Annotated in this window: 15 protein-coding genes and 2 pseudogenes; 8 read left to right on the top strand and 9 right to left on the bottom strand. The window is 60.4% G+C overall.

Annotated elements, in window-relative coordinates; translation table 11 throughout:
* A complete protein-coding gene (gene eco, locus ACIOVD_RS17015; protein WP_401129189.1) occupies positions 1-480 on the bottom strand; it encodes a serine protease inhibitor ecotin in 480 nt (159 codons plus the stop codon).
* A gap of 365 nt (positions 481-845) precedes the next feature.
* Here eco and ACIOVD_RS17010 point away from each other — a divergent pair, with 365 nt between their 5' ends.
* Positions 846-1,115, top strand: coding sequence for a DUF1652 domain-containing protein (locus ACIOVD_RS17010; RefSeq protein ID WP_095168323.1), 270 nt, complete (start codon positions 846-848; stop codon positions 1,113-1,115).
* Positions 1,116-1,193: 78 nt separating this feature from the next.
* Here the strand turns inward: ACIOVD_RS17010 and ACIOVD_RS17005 are convergent, their stop codons facing one another.
* A complete protein-coding gene (locus ACIOVD_RS17005; protein ID WP_095168321.1) occupies positions 1,194-1,460 on the bottom strand; it encodes a DUF2790 domain-containing protein in 267 nt (88 codons plus the stop codon).
* 324 nt (positions 1,461-1,784) lie between these two features.
* On the opposite strand from ACIOVD_RS17005, the gene ACIOVD_RS17000 reads away from it, so the two are divergent.
* Positions 1,785-3,086, top strand: a complete 1,302-nt coding sequence (locus ACIOVD_RS17000) for an OprD family porin (RefSeq protein WP_401129186.1) — start codon at positions 1,785-1,787, stop codon at positions 3,084-3,086.
* Positions 3,087-3,234: 148 nt separating this feature from the next.
* Here ACIOVD_RS17000 and ACIOVD_RS16995 read toward each other — a convergent pair whose 3' ends face one another.
* The 3 genes from ACIOVD_RS16995 to ACIOVD_RS16985 form a co-directional block, all read right to left on the bottom strand.
* Positions 3,235-4,170: a phospholipase gene (locus tag ACIOVD_RS16995; RefSeq protein WP_095168317.1), complete on the bottom strand. Its 936-nt coding sequence runs from the start codon at positions 4,168-4,170 to the stop codon at positions 3,235-3,237.
* A gap of 321 nt (positions 4,171-4,491) precedes the next feature.
* Positions 4,492-5,787: a glycosyltransferase gene (locus ACIOVD_RS16990; protein ID WP_401129184.1), complete on the bottom strand. Its 1,296-nt coding sequence runs from the start codon at positions 5,785-5,787 to the stop codon at positions 4,492-4,494.
* Positions 5,788-5,835: 48 nt separating this feature from the next.
* Positions 5,836-6,210 carry a response regulator gene (locus ACIOVD_RS16985; protein WP_401129182.1) on the bottom strand — a complete coding sequence of 125 codons (375 nt, stop codon included), beginning with the start codon at positions 6,208-6,210 and terminating at the stop codon, positions 5,836-5,838.
* Between the two features lie 258 nt (positions 6,211-6,468).
* Between ACIOVD_RS16985 and ACIOVD_RS16980 the strand changes: the two are divergent.
* From ACIOVD_RS16980 to ACIOVD_RS16955, 6 genes and pseudogenes are all read left to right on the top strand, one after another.
* Positions 6,469-8,638 (top strand): annotated as a pseudogene (locus ACIOVD_RS16980) (CHASE3 domain-containing protein); the annotation flags it as partial.
* 89 nt (positions 8,639-8,727) lie between these two features.
* Positions 8,728-9,957 (top strand): annotated as a pseudogene (locus ACIOVD_RS16975) (response regulator); the annotation flags it as partial.
* Entirely contained in the window at positions 9,957-10,772 is an 816-nt protein-coding gene (locus tag ACIOVD_RS16970; RefSeq protein WP_095168311.1) for a protein-glutamate O-methyltransferase CheR, read from the top strand. The pseudogene ACIOVD_RS16975 and the gene ACIOVD_RS16970, both read left to right, overlap by 1 nt.
* The gene (locus tag ACIOVD_RS16965) at positions 10,769-11,374 is read left to right on the top strand and encodes a chemotaxis protein CheB (RefSeq protein ID WP_095168310.1); all 606 of its coding nucleotides are present in this window, start codon (positions 10,769-10,771) and stop codon (positions 11,372-11,374) included. Before ACIOVD_RS16970 ends, ACIOVD_RS16965 begins: the two co-directional genes overlap by 4 nt.
* Positions 11,368-12,549: an ATP-binding protein gene (locus tag ACIOVD_RS16960; protein ID WP_401129180.1), complete on the top strand. Its 1,182-nt coding sequence runs from the start codon at positions 11,368-11,370 to the stop codon at positions 12,547-12,549. The genes ACIOVD_RS16965 and ACIOVD_RS16960 overlap by 7 nt, the downstream gene beginning before the upstream one ends.
* Positions 12,550-12,627: 78 nt before the next feature.
* The gene (locus tag ACIOVD_RS16955) at positions 12,628-13,005 is read left to right on the top strand and encodes a response regulator (RefSeq protein ID WP_095168307.1); all 378 of its coding nucleotides are present in this window, start codon (positions 12,628-12,630) and stop codon (positions 13,003-13,005) included.
* Positions 13,006-13,068: 63 nt separating this feature from the next.
* Here ACIOVD_RS16955 and ACIOVD_RS16950 read toward each other — a convergent pair whose 3' ends face one another.
* From ACIOVD_RS16950 to ACIOVD_RS16935, 4 genes are all read right to left on the bottom strand, one after another.
* Positions 13,069-14,739: a response regulator gene (locus ACIOVD_RS16950; protein ID WP_159995655.1), complete on the bottom strand. Its 1,671-nt coding sequence runs from the start codon at positions 14,737-14,739 to the stop codon at positions 13,069-13,071.
* A complete protein-coding gene (locus tag ACIOVD_RS16945; protein ID WP_095168304.1) occupies positions 14,736-16,238 on the bottom strand; it encodes an ATPase domain-containing protein in 1,503 nt (500 codons plus the stop codon). Before ACIOVD_RS16945 ends, ACIOVD_RS16950 begins: the two co-directional genes overlap by 4 nt.
* 107 nt (positions 16,239-16,345) lie before the next feature.
* A complete protein-coding gene (locus ACIOVD_RS16940) occupies positions 16,346-17,401 on the bottom strand; it encodes a tetratricopeptide repeat protein (protein WP_159995657.1) in 1,056 nt (351 codons plus the stop codon).
* Positions 17,402-17,476: 75 nt separating this feature from the next.
* On the bottom strand, positions 17,477-18,376 hold the full coding sequence (locus tag ACIOVD_RS16935) for a bestrophin family protein (protein WP_320334424.1): 900 nt from the start codon (positions 18,374-18,376) through the stop codon (positions 17,477-17,479).
* Positions 18,377-18,728 lie beyond the last annotated feature (352 nt).

The raw sequence follows: 18,728 nt of genomic DNA, 5'->3' as shown, positions 1-18,728 counted from the left end.
TTATTGCTGGACGGCTTTCTCGACCTTGTCGGACGCCGACCAGATGCGGTAGCGCACTTCGATGTCTTTGGGTACGTAGAGCACGATGGGCAGCTTGCTGTTGTAACGCAGCATGAAGCCATCTCCGACCACGGGCACGAAGGCTTCCGTGCGCTTGTCATCAGGGCACGCCATCAGGGTGCTCATGGGGCCGATGACTTTGTCCATCCGGTAGAACGGATAGCCCCAGCCTTCGAGGTTCTTTTCTTCGAGAATGCCGCCCAGGCGTGGGTTGTTGCAATCCACGGTCAGGGTCTTGCCGGCGAGGATCTCGACCTGGTAATTGTTTTCAGCGGTTAGCGGGGCGAGGTTAATGACCTGCCGGGTAAAACCCTTGTCCGCCTTCGGAAAGGGCGCGACGTCTTCGAGTTTTGTGGCCAAGGCCTGGGTCGACAGACCGGCCAGCAGCACGGCCATGACGCTTAAGTGAGAAGAGCGCATGATGCCTCCTTGCATAGGGTGGATTCGGTGAACGGGAGCATTCTTACCGTGCCGCTCGCCTAATGCAAACCGCAATGGTGGAGCTGGCAAATTGCAGGACGATTTACCGCCAATCTTGCGTTTTGCATGAGCCCAAATGTTGATGCCTGACCTAAGCTGCTGATTGGCCTACGAACTGCTGCGAGCGGTTTTAGGCATGTTTAATGCTCCATTCTTGTGAAGGAATATGAAGAGCATCATGTAAAAATAAATCTCGGGCTGCGTCCTGGCAGAAACCGGGAACCATCGCGAAGGAAAGATCCGGCCCGGCCGGCAGAGGTTGACCAAACAAACATTATTCGGTCGATAAAAAGGAGAGCCTGCTTATGTTTCTGTCTGCCCTGGAACTGCGCAATATCATTGAAAGCAGTTTTTTGCCAAAACGCTGCCAATGCACGCTGTCACCGGACTTGTCGATGACCATCAAGATCTTCGGTGATCACCAAACTGATCAGGTCGACCTCGTGGTCACCGGGATCGACGCCAGCACCCTCAATGGTTGCCGCGAAATCAACGAGCTGATTGCCGAGTTGCGCCATGACCTGGCATACAAACCTGGCACTCATGCGATCGAGCCGAAACTGCGGGCATTCTAAGCCCACGCTCGAAAAGTTCGACCCCAGATGCCCCGGGCCTGGTCTTGCAGCCAGGCCAGGGGCATTTCAGCCCTTGGTTCAGTTCTGATAGCTACAGGCGTCCGAGAGCTTCTGATAACTGATGTTTTCCTGTTTGTCCTGGTTGTCGATGAACGTCATCTGCGCAGTGACCACTTTGCATTCCTCGGTGCTGGGTTCGGTCATCGAGATCACGTGTTTCACGTGCAGCTCCATGCCGTAGTGATAGGGCACGGGTAGCGCGGTGTTGGTGTTGTCGGCCAGCGCCAGGCCGGAGGCCCCGGTGCAGGCGAGAGAAGTGGCAAGCAGGAGGATTCGCAGGTTCATGGATAGTCTCCACAGCGGGCTTGAAGTCGGCGCGGCATTTCGGATGCCGGCCCTGCCGCGTGGGGCGTCAGAGAGCTCTGCGCGAACGCGGTCCAGTCACTGTTGGACCACAGGATTAACCGGAGGTTAAGTCGATTTGCGCTGATTTTTCGCCGGCGGATTTCCGACTAAAGTCGCCTGCCGAGCAAACAAGCCTTATGCCATCATTGGCGATCACCCGTTATTACTTCCCCCTGCATTCCCGAGCCTTGTCCGGCATGGGGTGCGCGTTATTTGTGTTGCTTGATTGACCCGTCGCACAGATGCACTGCTGGAGCTTTTTTCATGCGTCCCCCGTATTCCCTCATCACACCGCGCCCGGCTCTGGGCCTCGGCGTCCTGGCCCTGTGCGCAGGTTTTAGCACTGGCGCTCAGGCCAGTGGTTTCATCGACGACAGTCGCGCCAGCGTCGAGTCGCGTACGGTGTATTTCAACCGCGATTTTCGCGATGGCCACAGCAGCAACCCGCAAGGTGCTTCCAAGCGCGAAGAGTCCGCCCAGGGTTTTATCCTCAACCTGCAGTCGGGTTACACCGAAGGCACCGTGGGTTTTGGCCTGGATGCGCTGGGCATGCTCGGGCTCAAGCTCGACTCCAGTGCCGACAGCAGCAACAGCGGCCTACTGCCGTCCTCCGGCAGCAACCCCCGTGGCTCGGAAGACCAATACGCCAAGCTCGGCCTGACGGCCAAGATGCGCATCTCGCGCAGTGTATTGAAGTACGGCTCCTTGTTGCCGGATCTGCCGCTGCTCAAATACAACGACGGGCGCCTGCTGCCGACCCAGTTCAATGGCGCCTTGCTGACGTCCAGGGAACTCAAGGACCTGACCTTCACCGCCGCCCGCCTGGACCAGTACACCGCCCGGGATTCCACCGACCAGCAAGACATCCGCGTGCACTGCAAGAACAAGCGCTACGCGTGCAATATCAGCGCCGATCACTTCGACCTGTATGGCCTGGACTATAAATTCAACGAGCGCTTGAGTGCGCAGTACCAGTACGCGGAGCTCGATGAGATCTACCGTCAGCACTTCGTTGGCTTGCTCGGTAACCAACCCATGGGCCCAGGGCTGCTCAAGGCTGACCTGCGTTTGCTCAGCAGCGCCGACACCGGCGCCGCGCGCGCCGGCAGCATCGATAACCGCGCCTTGAGCGGGATGCTCGGCTATGCCATCAGTGGCCACACCTTCAGTGCCGGCTGGCAGCGGATGATCGGCGACACCTCGATGCCCTACCTGGATGGCAGCAATCCTTATCTGGTCAACTACGTCCAGGTCAACGACTTCGCCGCGGCCCAGGAGCGCTCCTGGCAGGTACGCTACGACTATGACTTCAAGGCGTTGGGCATCAATGGCTTGAGCTTTCTGACCCGTTACGTCAGCGGTGACCAGATCAAGGTGGCGGGCAGCGAGCAAGAGGGAAAGGAATGGGAGCGCGACAGCGAGCTCAAGTACGTGATCCAGGGCGGTACGTTCAAGGACCTGAGCCTGCGCCTGCGCAGCGCGACCTACCGTACCAACTACGAGGCGGTCGCCAGGGATGTAGATGAAACGCGGCTGATCCTCAGCTACAACTTTTCAGTGTTATAGGACCATGGGCAACGCCGCCCCTGTTGGAGCGGGTACCCGCTTGCGGCTTGCTCGCGATGGACGTCAACGATAACGCGCAGATCCAGGATGAACGCAGCGTTCTTGAGACCATCGCGGGCAAGCCGCAAGATCCGACCAAGGTCAACGACTACTTTTTACGTGCCTTGTACATGTTGGCTTCCCGGCAGTACTCGACCAGCAAGGTTTCGTCGATAAAGTCGACATTGATAATGCTGCACTTGAGCAGCCATTCGCCGTTGGGGGTGGGGCTGAACCATTCATTCAGTTCATCGGTGATCTTATTGACCCTTACGAAAGCGTTGTTAGCCCCGAATAACGGGTCAATAAGGGAAATGCCCGACGCATCGAACCAGATATAACTGGTTGCTGACAGCGACCACGGCAGCGAACCGTCTGGCGGATTGTCGAGTGTGCGGGCGATGTGTTGTTTCAGCTCACTGGGAGAAGTCAGGTCCTGGCCGCTCCAGCGGTGCTGGATCTTCGGCCAGAATACCCGTGCGTCGAATTCGGGGTGCCCCGAAGCGGCAATCACCACCCGCTGTGTGCGGCTAATGGCTTTCAGTTCAGCCAATGTCAGGTTGCGGTTGGCATAAGGGATCAGGCGCTCGCCCAGGCGACTGTTGATCGCATCGTTGAACTCCTTGAAAGCAAAACCGTTACCTTGGCTGCCCTCGGTTTGATGCACGTCGAGCAGGATGAATTCGTCGGGGTTTTTATCGAGGAAAAAATCCAGAGCCTTGACCAGATCGCTGAGCGGGCTGCCGGTTGCGGGGCCGTGAAAGGCCTCGAACTGATAAATATCTGTTCTTCTGGAGTTGGAGAAAACCCTCAGGTCCAGTGCCCGTGCACCGCTATTGAGCTGTTGGATATAAGGGCCGTTCTGGCACATGGTGTGGGAGGCTAGCACGCTATTGATTATGTTGTTGTCGGCGCTATACAAATCCATTCCCGAGTTGTGAGCTCCTGGCCAAACCAGTTGGTTAAGGGTCAAGCCGTCCATGCTCGGGGTCTTGCTCATCCATTCATGCCGGAATGAGATTTTTGCTGTGTGGGTGATATTCATATCTACACTTCCTTGAGTAGTCATGATTCCGTCCTGTCGCACCAGGCTATTTAAGGACGGCTGATGAAGTTGCACTGTGGGTCAACAACGTTTCCACTCTTCATATATGCACGCCGGGCCGCTTGGTGGGTGCAGTCTGTCATGTGTAATTTGCCAATGAGCGAAATGAGAAGAGGGAAGTTCCTAAACTAGGCTCAAGTTGCAGTGCTCGGTAGTTGCAGATTTCGCTAAGGGCCGTGGGAATTGGAGGAGGTCGTGCAGGAACAAGGCAGCGTGCCGAAACAACCTGCAGCCCGGCACTGCCCCTGGCCAGATTACCGCTTACGCGTTGTTGCGGTTCTTTTCTTCAATCCACTGCGACATGTACTGGGTGCTCTTGTGTTGGTGATGACGCAACATGCCGCCAATAAAGTTGGCCTGGCGTAACTCAAGCAGATGTTCGCGGCAATGTTCCAGGCGTGCGATCAGCGCCGGGCCATGCACGCTTTGCCGGTAACGGGCGTGCAGCAGCTTTACGCCGGCATCCTGGGCCTGGTTCCAGAGGTGTTCATCCTGGTACAGGCGCACCGCGGCTGCGGCAATGGCCGTGGCACTTTGGCCAATCGCCCCGGCCCAGGGCATGTCCCCGGCCATGCCTTCGGCGCCGATGGGAGTGGTGACGTTGGGCGTGCCGCAGAGCATCGCGTCGACAATCTTGCCCTTGATCCCGGCTCCGAAACGCAGGGGCGCCAGGCAAATACGCGCGGCCGTCATCACCTGCAACGCATCCTCTGCCCAGTTCATGATGTGAAAACCCTGCGCCGGGTTGTGCAAGGCGCTCGCCTTGGGCGGCGTGTAGGCACCATAGATGTGCAGTTGCGCGCCAGGCAGTTGTTGGCGGATCAGCGGCCAGACGGCATTTTTCATCCAGAGCACCGCGTCCCAGTTCGGCGCGTGGCGGAAATTGCCGATGCTAAGAAAATGCGCACGGTCGGCGTACGGAGCCAGCGCCTGTGCCGTGGGTTCGAGCATCAGTGGACACCAATGCAGGGCACTGGGTGGCAGGCTGAAGTGCTCGACCAGCAAGCGGATCTCCACCTCGGAGATCATCAGGTTGAGGTCGCAGCGAAACAGTGCGGCAATTTCCCGCCGAGCCAGATCGGTGTCGGCCATCGCGGTGAACTCATGGGCCAGCGTCTGGCCGAACAGCGCGGTGCCGTCATCGTGGTCGTCGCTGGCCTTGAGATGGTCCTTGAGCCGCTGGTGGCGAGCATGGCGCAGGCTTTGCAAATCTGAAGTCTCCAGGACCCGCAAAGCGTTAGGGCAGTGTTTTTCCACGCGCCAGCCAAACTGTTCTTCCATCATGAACTGGTCGAACAGCACGATATCCGGGGCCAGTTCACTGACGAAAGCATCAAAGCTGCTGCTGTTGAGCTCGATGCTGCACTCTGCGATACCCATGGCCGTCAGGTCGGCCTTGTGCTCGCCGGGGCCTGCCGGGCTGCTGAAGGTAATGTCCCAGCCCTGTTCCAGGAATGTCTCGAGAATCTGCATCACGTGCCCACTGGCGGCGGATGAGCGGGGTTCGGGCCAGACGTAACCAATAACCAGGACTTTGGTTGCGCGGGACTGACTCATGAGCGGTATTTCCTTGAAGCGGCAGGGGGGAGGGCGCGAGCGGCGTTATTAAACCACAGGGCGGTCAGCCAGCAGGCCCTTGACCTTGTCGCGCAACTGATCGATGGAGAAGGGCTTGCCGATCACGTGCATCCCGGCAGGCACTTCCAGGCTTTCGGCATAACCGCTGGCAAACAGGATCGGCAGGCTCGGGCGCAGCGCGCGCGCGCGTGCAGCCAGCTCCCGGCCATCCATTTGCGGCAGGCCCACATCGGTCATCAGCAGGTCAATGAGCGTATCGCGGTTTTCCAGCAGGACCAGGGCCGCGGTGCCGCTGTCCGCCTCCAGCACCTTGAATTGCAGTTCTTCGAGCACATCAACGATCAGCATGCGCACGATGGCGTCGTCTTCGACTACGAGGATGGTGGCAGTGGTGCTGGACATAGTGACTGTTCTCGAAAAGGGCGTGGGGTGACCGGTGTCGCAAATTGGCCGGCTTTTTCATCAGTAATCAGCCGGCCCCGACAAGTTCCCGGCGGGCTGAAAAAACCCTCAGGGTACGGGCCTCGACAGGATAACCCCGGTGCTGGGGAGATTGCAGCGCAATGCAGGAAAATGCTGGCTAAGCTGTCAGAAAAATGGATCCCAGACGCGATTTTGGGGCAAACTCCTTCATTTATGCCCGTCCACCAAGGCCCGCAAATGATCACTTCGTCGTCCGTTGATGAGCAAAGTTTCCGCAAACTCCTGAGCCGCAACATCGGCTTGCCGTTGGGGGTGGGCGTGCTCAGCGTGGTGTTTTTCGTCTCCCTGATCACCTACCTGATGTCGACCATCCAGTGGGTGGAGCATACCGATCGGGTGATCAACAACGCCAACGAAGCGGTCAAGCTCACGGTCGACCTGGAAACCGGCATGCGCGGCTACCTGCTGACCGGTGACGAGCATTTTCTCGACCCTTATGAGACAGCCCGGCCGCGTATTGTAGTGGCCCTGCAAACCCTGCAGGAACTGACCGCGGACAACCCGGTCCAGGTCGATCGGTTGCACCGTCTGCAAGCCATGCAGGAGGAGTGGAACACCTACGCCCAGACCATGATCGAGCTACAGCGCAGCAGCGGCGACTACCGTTCTGCCGTGCGCGCCGGTCGCGGCAAGCGCCTGACCGACGAGATCCGCAAACAGTACGAAGACGTCATCGAGATGGAGCAGCAGTTGCGCACCACGCGCAATGAAGAGGTGCGTCGCACCACGCTCTGGAGCATTACGCTGTACGTCCTGTTCGTGGTCGGCATCAGCGCTTTGCTGGCCTACATCGGGCGCCGCGACTTGCTCAGCCTCTCGCGTAGCTACAGCACCAACCTGGCGGCCCAACAAAGCAGCGCCCGGCGCCTGGAACAACAGGCCTGGTTGCGCAACGGCCAGACTGAACTGGCCGAACAAGTGCTGGGCCAGCTGTCATTGAACCTGCTGGGGCGCAATATCCTGCAGTTTTGTGCGCAATACCTGGGCAGCGCAGTCGCGGCGGTCTACGTCAAGGAGGATCATGGCGGCCTCAATCGCGTGGCAACCTATGGTTTTTCCCGCGAGCAGGAAGCCGTTGACCAGCAGATCTATAACGGCGAGGGCATCGCCGGCCAGGCCGTACTGCAGGGCCGCCTGATTCGCCTGGACGAGGTGCCGGCCGACTATTTCAAAGTCAGCTCCGGGCTTGGCGACGGGGTGCCGCGCAGTGTGTTGGTGGTGCCTACCAGCGACGACGGCCGGGTCAATGGGGTGATCGAACTGGGTTTCCTGCGGGCCTTGGACGAGCGTGACATCGAGTTGCTTGAGTTGATTGCCGGCAACATCGGCACCTCGATCGAAGCGGCCCGTTATCGCCAGCGTTTGCAGGAAGTGCTGGCCGAGACCCAGCAACTCAACGAAGAGCTGCAGGTCCAGCAGGAAGAACTCAAGACCGCCAACGAAGAGCTGGAAGAACAGTCGCGGATTCTCAAGGAGTCCCAGGCCCACCTGGAAACCCAGCAGGTGGAACTTGAGCAGACCAACGAGCAGCTCGCCGAGCAGGCCCAAACCCTGGCCGAACAGCGCGACGCCATGGACCTGAAAAACACCGAACTGAACCAGGCGCAGGTCCAGCTCGAGGACCGTGCCCAGGAGCTGCAGCGCTCCAGCAAGTACAAGTCTGAATTCCTCGCCAATATGTCCCACGAATTGCGCACGCCGCTCAACAGTTCGTTGATCCTCGCCAAGTTGCTGGCGGAAAACCCCCAGGACAACCTCAGCGCCGAACAGGTCAAGTTCGCCGAGTCGATCTACTCCGCCGGCAATGACCTGTTGAACCTGATCAACGACATCCTCGACATCTCCAAGGTCGAGGCCGGCAAGCTCGAGATACGCCCGGAGAACACCAGTGTTGCGCGTCTGGTGGACGGCCTGCGCGGCATGTTCGAGCCGCTGGCGGTGGACAAACACCTGGCGTTCAACGTCCACCTGGACTCGGACGCTCCGACGCTGCTGTTCACCGACCGCCAGCGTGTGGAGCAGGTGCTGAAGAACCTGTTGTCGAACGCGATCAAATTCACCGAGCAGGGCGAAGTCAGCCTCAATGTCAGTCTGCAGCCAGGGGGCGCAATAGCCTTTGCCGTGCGCGACTCGGGGATCGGCATCGCCAGCGATCAGCACAGCAGTATTTTCGAGGCGTTCCGCCAGGCCGATGGCACCACCAACCGGCGCTACGGTGGCACCGGGCTGGGGCTGTCGATCTCCCGCGACCTGGCAGCGTTGCTCGGCGGCTCGATCACCGTCAGCAGCGAACCGGGGCAGGGCAGCCTGTTTACCTTGCTGTTGCCCGAGCAGTACGTGGAGCGTGACGAGAACAGCGTCCAACTGCCGCCACCGGCGTCGGTCGCCTTTGTCCCGGCGGTGCCGGTGGCACGTCCGGCCGCGATCATCGAGGCGCAGATCCCGCGCTTTGCCGATGACCGCGCCAATGCGCCGTTCAGCACCCGCTGCATCCTGGTGGTGGAGGATGAGGTCAACTTTGCGCATATCCTCTACGACCTGGCGCATGAACTGGGTTATCAGTGCCTGGTGGCCCATGGTGCCGATGAAGGTTACGACCTGGCCAGCGAGTTCCTGCCCGACGCGATCCTGCTGGACATGCGCCTGCCGGACCATTCCGGGCTGACCGTGCTGCAGCGCCTCAAGGAACACGCCGAAACCCGCCACATACCGGTGCATGTGATTTCGGTCGAAGACCGGGTCGAGGCTGCGATGCACATGGGCGCCGTGGGCTATGCGGTCAAGCCGACCACTCGCGAGGAACTCAAGGACGTGTTCGCCCGCCTGGAGGCCAAGCTGACGCAGAAGGTCAAGCGCGTGCTGCTGGTGGAAGACGATGACCTGCAGCGCGACAGTATCGCCCGGCTGATCGGCGACGATGACATCGAAATTACCGCCGTGGGCTTGGCCCAGGAAGCGCTGGACCTGCTGCGCAACAACATCTATGACTGCATGATCATCGACCTCAAGCTGCCCGACATGCTCGGCAATGACCTGCTCAAGCGCATGTCCACCGAAGACATCTGCTCGTTCCCGCCCGTGATCGTCTACACCGGGCGCAACCTGACCCGCGATGAAGAGGCAGACCTGCGCAAGTATTCGCGGTCGATCATCATCAAGGGCGCGCGTTCGCCGGAGCGGCTGCTGGATGAAGTGACATTATTTCTGCACAAAGTCGAATCGCGGTTGTCCCATGAGCGGCAAACGATGCTCAAGACCGCGCGCAGTCGCGACAAGGTCTTCGAAGGGCGCAAGGTGCTGTTGGTGGACGACGACGTGCGCAACATCTTCGCCCTCACCAGCGCCCTGGAGCACAAAGGCGCAATCGTGGTCATTGGCCGTAATGGTCGTGAAGCGATCGACAAACTCAATGAAGTCGAGGACATCGACCTGGTATTGATGGACGTGATGATGCCGGAAATGGACGGCTTCCAGGCCACCGTGGAAATTCGCAAGGATCCGCGCTGGCGCAAGCTGCCGATCATCGCCGTCACGGCCAAGGCCATGAAGGACGATCAGGAGCGCTGCCTGCAGGCGGGCGCCAACGATTACCTGGCCAAGCCCATCGACCTGGATCGCCTGTTCTCGTTGATTCGCGTGTGGTTACCGAAGATGGAAAGAATTTAGTGGAGCGCAATACTGAAATCGAACTGCGGCTGCTGATCGAAGCGATCTACCTCAAGTACAGCTACGATTTTCGTGACTACTCGGGCGCCTCGATCAAGCGCCGGGTCAATCACGCCCTGCACCAGTTCGAATGCAAGACCATTTCGGCGTTGCAGGAGCGAGTCCTGCACGATCCGGCGGCGTTCATGCAATTGCTGCAGTTGCTGACCATTCCGGTCAGCGAGATGTTTCGCGACCCGGCGCACTTCCTGGCGATTCGTCAGGAAGTGGTGCCCCTGCTGCGCACCTATCCGTCGATCAAGATCTGGATTGCCGGCTGCAGCACGGGCGAGGAGGTCTACTCGATGGCGATCCTGCTGCGCGAAGAAGGCCTGCTGGAGCGCACGATCATCTACGCCACCGACATCAATCCGCGCTCCCTGGAAAAGGCCAAGCAGGGGATCTTTTCCCTGGAGAACATCCGCGCCTATACCCGCAACTACCAGCAGGCCGGCGGGCAGAGTTCATTCGCTGACTACTACACTGCTGCCTACGATTACGCGATTTTCGACAAGAGCCTGCGTGACAACGTGACCTTTGCCGATCACAGCCTGGCAACCGATAGCGTGTTCTCAGAAACTCAATTAATTTCGTGTCGTAACGTATTGATTTACTTTAATAAAAAGTTGCAGGATCGCGCCTTCGGATTGTTTCATGAGTCGCTCTGTCACCGCGGTTTCCTGGTGCTGGGCAGTAAGGAAACCCTCGACTTTTCGAGCTACAGCAAACAGTTCGAGCCCCTGGTCAAACAAGAACGGATCTACCGTAAAACATGAAAACCGGCTTGTTGAGCAACGCTCCAGCCTCGCGGGTCGAGGCCATCGTCATTGGCGCTTCCGCCGGTGGCGTGGAGGCGTTGTTGAGTATTTTCGGCAAGCTGGGGTCGGGTTTTGCCTTGCCGATCATTGTCGTCCTGCACCTGCCGGAGCAACGGCGCAGCCAGTTGGTTGAGGTCATTGCGCGGCGGGTGGCGATGCCGGTGGTCGAGGCGCTCGACAAGGCCGTGATCGAGGCCGGCACCCTGTACCTGGCTGCACCCGGTTATCACCTGTCGGTGGAGCAGGATCGCAGCTTGTCCCTGAGCCTGGAGGAGCGCCTGCACTATTCGCGGCCAGCGATCGACTACCTGTTCGAATCCGCTGCCGACGCCTATGGCCCGGCCTTGCTGGCGGTGCTGTTGACCGGCGCCAACCAGGATGGCGCGCGGGGCCTGGCGCACGTCAAGCGCCTGGGCGGGTTGACCGTGGTCCAGGACCCGGCCGAAGCCCAGGTGGCGACCATGCCCGACGCGGCGCTGGCCCTGCAGCAACCCGATCACATACTCACCTTGCACGGCATCGGCCGTCTGCTTGTCGAGCTGGAAGGAACCTCATGCTAAGTACTATCCAGGCCAAATTGCTGATCGTCGACGATCTGCCGGAGAACCTGCTGGCCCTTGAAGCGCTGATCAAGCGCGAAGATCGCGCGGTGTACAAGGCGCTGTCGGCCGATGAAGCGCTGTCGCTGCTGCTGCAGCACGAGTTCGCCCTGGCCATTCTCGACGTGCAGATGCCGGGCATGAATGGCTTCGAGCTGGCAGAACTGATGCGCGGTACGGAAAAGACCAAGAACATTCCGATCGTGTTTGTCAGCGCCGCCGGACGCGAAATGAACTATGCCTTCAAGGGCTACGAAAGCGGCGCGGTGGACTTCCTGCATAAACCCCTGGATATCCACGCGGTGAAGAGCAAGGTCAACGTGTTCGTCGACCTGTTCCGGCAACGCAAGGCAATGAAGCTGCAGGTCGAAGCCCTGGAGCAAAGCCGCCGCGAGCAGGAAGCCTTGCTCAAGCAGTTGCAGACCACCCAGGGCGAACTGGAGCAGGCAGTACGCATGCGCGACGACTTCATGTCGATCGTCGCGCATGAGGTGCGCACGCCGTTGAACGGGCTGATCCTGGAAACCCAGTTACGCAAGATGCACCTGGCCCGCGACAACGCCGCAGCCTTTACCCTGGACAAGATGCACGCGATGGTCGACCGCGATGAGCGGCAGATCAAAAGCCTGATTCGGCTGATCGAAGACATGCTCGATGTGTCGCGGATTCGCACGGGCAAGCTCTCCATCCGGCCCAGCTACTTCGACCTGTCACAACGGGTGGCTAACCTGCTGCAGAACTTTGCGCCGCAGGTGGAGGCCGCCGAGTGTTCCATCAGCTTCATTGCCGAGCATCCGGTAGAGGGACACTGGGACGAATTCCGCATTGAGCAGGTGATTTCCAACCTGCTGACCAACGCCTTGCGGTATGGCGGCAAAGGCCTGATCGAAGTCCGTGTGTACAGCCAGGATGGCCAGGCCCGGGTTGAAGTACGCGACCGAGGGATCGGCATCAGTGAAGAGAACCAGCAGCGGATATTCCAGCAGTTCGAACGGGTTTCGGCCAAGACCGTAGTGGCGGGCCTGGGCCTTGGGCTGTTCATTTCCGAGCAGATAATCGCCGCCCATGGAGGTTCGATCAGCGTCGAAAGCCGGATCAACGAGGGCGCAATGTTCCGGGTTTGCCTGCCGCTCTAGTAAAACAGGCAAAATAAACGCAACCTCTGCAGCGATGCAGGGTCGTAATAGCAGCTATTGACCGAACAAAGGCTTCCCATGAGTGAAGATGCACAAGACGTCGTATTGATCGTCGAAGATGATCCTTCGATCCTGATGGTGCTTGCCGCCTACCTGTCAGGCGAGGGCTATCGGGTGTTGCAGGCGGTGGACGGCGAGGAAGCGTTCGCGATCCTGGCCAGCAAACCCCACCTGGACATGATGATCACCGACTTTCGCCTGCCCGGAGGCATTTCCGGAGTGCAGATTGCCGAGCCGGCAGTCAAGTTGCGCCCTGAGCTCAAGGTGATTTTCATCAGCGGCTACCCGCAGGAAATCCGCGAGTCCGGCAGCCCCATCGCGCAAAAGGCGCCGATCCTGGCCAAGCCGTTCGACCTCGACGTGCTGCAGGAACTGATGCAGGAAATGCTTTCCTGAGCCAACCGCAATCCCCGCATTACTCAATCTGATGAGCGTCCCGGGGCCGTGCTGGCAGTTGCCTCAGGTGCGGATCATTTCGCGGACTTTGGCGGTCAGCAGGTCGAAGGTGAATGGCTTGGTGATCATTTGCATGCCCGGGTCGAGAAAGCCGCCGCGCACCGCGGCATGCTCGGCGTAGCCGGTAATGAACAGCACCTTGAGGTCGGGCCGGTATTGCCGGCCGATTTCCGCCAGTTGCCGGCCGTTCATGCCAGGTAGCCCGACGTCGCTGATCAGCAGGTCGATGCGCTGTTCGGAATCGAGGATCGGCACCGCGCTGTCGGCGTCCCCGGCTTCGACGAAGGCATACCCCAACTCGCTCAATACCGCACTGACCAGCACCCGCACCGCCGGATCGTCCTCGACAATCAGCACGGTTTCCCCGGCCTTTGCCCCCGGTGCGTGGGGCACCTGGGGCGGTTGACTTTGCGTGAGGTCGCCACGAAAGCGCGGCAGGTAGAGGTTCACCGTGGTCCCGCTGCCCACTGCACTCTGGATGGTCACGTGGCCACGGGACTGCTTGCTGAAGCCATAGATCATCGACAGCCCCAGGCCAGTGCCCTGGCCGATCGGCTTGGTGGTGAAGAACGGGTCGAAAGCCCGGCTGATGGTGGCCTGGGGCATGCCACAGCCACTGTCGATCACACTCAACACCACATAATCGCCGGCTTGCAGGTTGCCGTGGGCTTGGGTGAACTCGGTGTCCAGGTGCTGATTGAAGGTCTTGACCGCCAGGGTGCCGCCGTCGGGCATGGCGTCGCGCGCATTCAGGACCAGGTTGAGCAGGGCGCTTTCCAGCTGGTTGGGGTCGGCCTCGGCCACCCACAGCGGATCCTGCAGTTGCATGTTCAACTGAATGCTTTCATTGATGCTGCGCTGCAGCAGTTCGCCCATCGAGCGCACCAGGGTGTTCATTTCCACCGGCTTGGAATCCAGCGACTGGCGTCGGGAAAACGCCAGCAGGCGATGGGTCAGGCCAGCGGCGCGGTTGGCGGAGGTCACGCCCAGGTCGATCAGCCCGTCCAGGTCTTCGGTGCAACCGCGCGCCAGGCGCCGGCGCAGCAATTCCAGGCTGCCAATGATGCCGGTCAGCATGTTGTTGAAGTCATGGGCGATACCGCCCGTGAGCTGGCCGACCGCTTCCATTTTCTGCGATTGACGCAGGGCCTCTTCATTGTGCCGCAGTTGGGTGGTGCGTTCCTCGACCTGTTGCTCGAGGGTTTCCAGGGTGTTCTTCAGCCGCAGCTCGCTCTGGTACAAATCCACCAGGCGGTCGCGGGCTTCATACTGCCGGCGGCGCCCGCGCAGCGCCGTGGATACCAGGCTGATCAGGGTCACCGGGTGAAACGGGCGCTCGAGGAAGGTCACGTTGCCCAACTGGGCGCCAAAGCGCGACGCTGGGTTCTGCTCGGCGCCGCCATGGTGGGTGAGGAGCACGATGGGCAAGTCCGACCAGGCCGGTTGTTGCTCGATAAACCGCAGCAATGGCTCCAGGTCCGCGCCCAGCAGGGCCTCGGAGGAAATCAGCAGCAGGCCCGCACCGTGTTCCAGTTGCTCGCACAGCACGCCCAGCCCCTGGGTAATCACGCCGGCGTAACCGGCCTCGTTAAGCAGGGTCAGGGCGATCTGGCTGTCGCGTCCCAAGGGCGCAAGAATCAACGCGCGCTCGGACACTGCCTTGAGCGCGATCAATGGTTTTCGTCCACAAGTAACGGTGTGTTGGCGCCCAGGTAGGTGGGCACACCGCGCAACACGCCTTGAAAGGCGTCCAGGGGCTCACCAATAGTCATGCCGGTGCTGCCGATACGGTATTCGCGAATGGTCGATTCATGGCTGCCCGTGCGTTTCTTGATGATCGAAATGGCCCGGCGCACTTTGCCCAGGGCCTCGAAGTAACGCAGCAGAATCACCGTGTCGGCCAGGTAAGTGATATCCACGGGCGCCTGCATGTCACCCACCAGCCCGTGTTGGGCCACGGTCATGAAGGTCGCGGCGCCCTGGCGATTGAGGTACAGCAGCAACTCGTGCATGTGCAGCACCAGGGCGTTTTCCTCGGGCATGGCGGCCTGGTAGCCGTTGATGCTGTCGATCACCACGGTCTTGATCCCGCGTTCGTCGACGCAACGGCGCACCCGGTGCGAGAACTCGCCTGGGGACAGTTCGGCCGCGTCCACCTGTTCGATCAGCAGGTTGCCGGAGTCTTGCAGGGCTTGCAGGTCGATGCCCATGTTCTTCATGCGTTCGAACAGCAGGCCCAGCTCTTCATCGAAGATGAACAGCGCGGCCTTTTCGCCCCGTGCCACGGCTGCGGCGGCGAAGATCATCGAGATCAGCGATTTGCCGGTACCGGCCGGACCGAGGATCAGGGTGCTGGACCCGGTCTCGATGCCACCGCCGAGCAGGGCGTCCATTTCCTTGATGCCGCTGGTCAACTGCTGGCGGATATACCGCCCGCGATGTTCGGCAGCCACCAGCCGGGGGAACACGTGCACGCCATCGGCCATGATGGTGAAGTCATGAAAGCCGCCGCGATACTTCTGGCCCCGGTACTTGACCACCCGGATGCGCCGGCGTTCGGCGCCATAGTTGGGGGTCAGTTCTTCCAGGCGAATCACCCCGTGGGCCACGCTGTGCACGGTTTTGTCGAGGGATTCGGTGGTCAGGTCGTCGAGCAACAGCACGGTGGCGTCGTAGCGCACGAAGTAGTGCTTGATCGCCAGGATCTGCCGCCGATAGCGCAGCGAACTCTGGGCCAGCAGGCGGATTTCCGAAAGACTGTCGAGCACCACCCGGGTCGGCTTGACCCGTTCTACCACCTCGAAAATCTGCTTGGTGGCTTCGCCCAACTCCAGGTCCGAGGAATACAGCAGGCTCTGCTGGTGCTCGCCATTGAGCAGGCTCTCTGGCGGCGTCAGCTCGAAGATGTGGATGTTCTCATCCAGTTCCCAGCCGTGGGACTTGGCGCCTTGGCGCAATTCGCGTTCGGTTTCCGACAGGGTGATGTACAGCGAGCGTTCACCAGCGCGGGCGCCGGCCATCAAAAAATGCAGGGCCACCGTGGTCTTGCCCGTGCCGGGTTCTCCTTCCAGCAGAAACACATGGCCGCGGGACAGTCCACCGGCGAGGATGTCATCCAGGCCTTCAATGCCGGTGGCGGCTTTTTCACTGTTCAACTCGTTGGATGTAGACAAAAAATGCCCTCTCATGACTAGGGGAAGCGAGGCAGCGGCCGATACTGGCGAAATGGCTGCCTGTTCACTGGACCCCGGGACGAGCCAAACGGTTCAACGCAATCTGATCATAGACCCTGCTGCAGCGCCGGATCGTCCGGATTCATCTGCTCCAGCTGCGCCAGCAGCACCTGGACATTCTGCAACTGGCCGCTTTCCTTCCAGTAGTTGATCAGCAGTACCCGCGCCTTGCGATCGGCCGGGTGGCGCTGGACGATTTCCTGCAACTGCTTCTGCGCCGCTTCCAGCTCGTGCTCGCTGTGCAGGGTGGTCGCCAGGTCATAGCGGTAGTGCTTGTTGTTCGGCTCCAGCTCCACCGCCCTGGACAACCCCAGCAGGGCGAACTCGCTTTGCCCGTGGTGCAACAGCCACAAACCCAGGGCGTGTTGCAGGTACGCCGAGTCAGGTTGCGCCTTGAGCTGGCGGGCCAGCAGTTGCTGGGCCGCTTCGCTCTGGCCTTGTTTGTCCAGGACCTCGATCTGCATCACCAGCGCAGGCAGGTTGCCCGGGTCCAGGGCCAGGGTCTGCTCCAAGGCTTGCTGCGCCTGCTTGAGTTCGGCGTTGTGCAGGTGCAGGCGCGCCAGTTGGTACTGGGTGTGGGCGGTAACTGGCTGGCTTTGCAGTGCCTGCTCGTACTCATCGATGACTTGCTGCAGCGGACCGAAGTACAGCCCCAGGTCATCGGGCGACAAACCGAGCAACGCCTCGGCGGCGGCAAATCGCACCGCTTGCTCGCTGTCCTCCAGCAGTGGCCCGAGCAACAAGCTGCGCTGGCCGCTGGGCACCAGCCCGACGATGCTGTCGATCGCCGCCTCGCGCACCGCCACCGAAGGGTGGTGCAGGTCGGCATCGGCCAGCTTCAGGGCCTGGGGGCTGGGGTAGTTGGGCAGTTCGGCATGCAGCCACAGGCGGCGCTTGTCGGAGATATCCGGACGGGCCAATTGCTGGTACAGCACACGCGCCGCACCGGGCTTGCCATTGCGCGCCTGGTCCAGGGCTTCGCTGTAGCCGCGCTTGATCGCCTCCGGCACCTGCGGCGCGACACTGCGCAGGGACAGCCAGGTGATGGCGATGGCAACGACAACCAGTAGGCTGATGATCAGGTAGCGACGAGGCTTGGACATGCGCGGATCCGGAAGCTGACAACGAGTGCAGGGGTGCCAGCTTCGGTCAGCGCAGGCCCTGAGTCAAACCCGCGCCTAGTTTAAAACGTAGTCGACCGGCTCCAGGGCCGGGGGCAGTTCGTCGTGGCCGAGGGCGGCCAGGACTTCACGCTCGATCAGGCGCAGCAGGGCATTGCACGGCAGATCGTTCTCATCGAAGCCGAACGGATCTTCGAGGTCGTCGCCGATTTCGTCCAGGCCAAAAAAGGTGTAGCTGACGATGGCCGTGAACACCGGCGTCAGCCAGCCCAGCGGTTCGGCCATGGCGAAGGGCAGGAGGATGCAGAACAGGTAGATGGTCCGATGCAGCAGCAGGGTATAGGGGAAGGGCAGGGGCGTGCTTTTGATCCGCTCGCAAGCGGCCTGTACCTGGCTCAGGCTGACCAGCCGGGTTTCCAGTTGGGTATAGCGCCATTCGCTGATCCGGCCCAGCTCGGCCAGGCGTGAGCAACGGGCGCCGACGTGTTGCAGCAGGCGATCGCTTAGATTCGGATGGCGCAGGTCGGCCTCGACATCGGCCCATGGTCTGATTGCCGCAGCCTCGTCTTCGACCCGCAGCCGGGCAATCAGGCCATGGGCGAAACCGCAGAGTTCGCGCAGCAGCGGTTCACGTTCACCTGGGTCCTTGAGCACCTGGGTTTCGCGGATCAGCGAACGCAGCTCGATGATCAACTGGCCCAATTGCTTGCGGCCTTCCCACCAGCGGTCATAACAGGCGTTGTTGCGAAAGCTCATGAAAATCGACAGCGACAGCCCTAGCAGGGTGAAAGGCGTGGCATTGACCTTGGAGAAGTACGCGGGGTGCCAGGTTTCCACCAGCACAATGACCGATGCCAGCAGCGTCACCAGCAGGCTGCGCAAGGCGATGCGCTTGGCAATCGAACCCTTGAGGGAGAACAGGATGCCGATCAGGTTGGGTTTGGGACGGACAATCATCAGTGGGGTCTTCAGCCGTTTTCGTGCTGTGGCAGCGGTTGAAGGCTAGAGGCCTGGAGGCAGCCTGTCCAATTGCTCTGGCTGACGGGGTGATCGATGCTGTCTATGGCTTTGACTTGGCTGATCGATCTACGCCATGTGCCGCGTCCAGATCCTTGTGGGGGCTGGCTTGCCAGCGATGGGCATAGGTATCTACACAACTGTGGTGCGATGTTGCACCAGGGTTTTGGATTAGACCGAGTACATATCCATTTCTTCGGTAACGGCCTCCTATGGTTCCGCTTTTACAGCGGCTCACTTTTGGAGGAGCCCAAAAGTAAGCAAAAGGCTCTTGCCCCACCACTCGGCACCT

The organism is Pseudomonas sp. NPDC087626 (assembly GCF_044743405.1).
Classification (GTDB): Bacteria; Pseudomonadota; Gammaproteobacteria; order Pseudomonadales; family Pseudomonadaceae; genus Aquipseudomonas.
The sequence above is the reverse complement of the archived record's forward strand: the minus strand, read 5'-3'. Positions and strand labels throughout refer to the sequence as shown.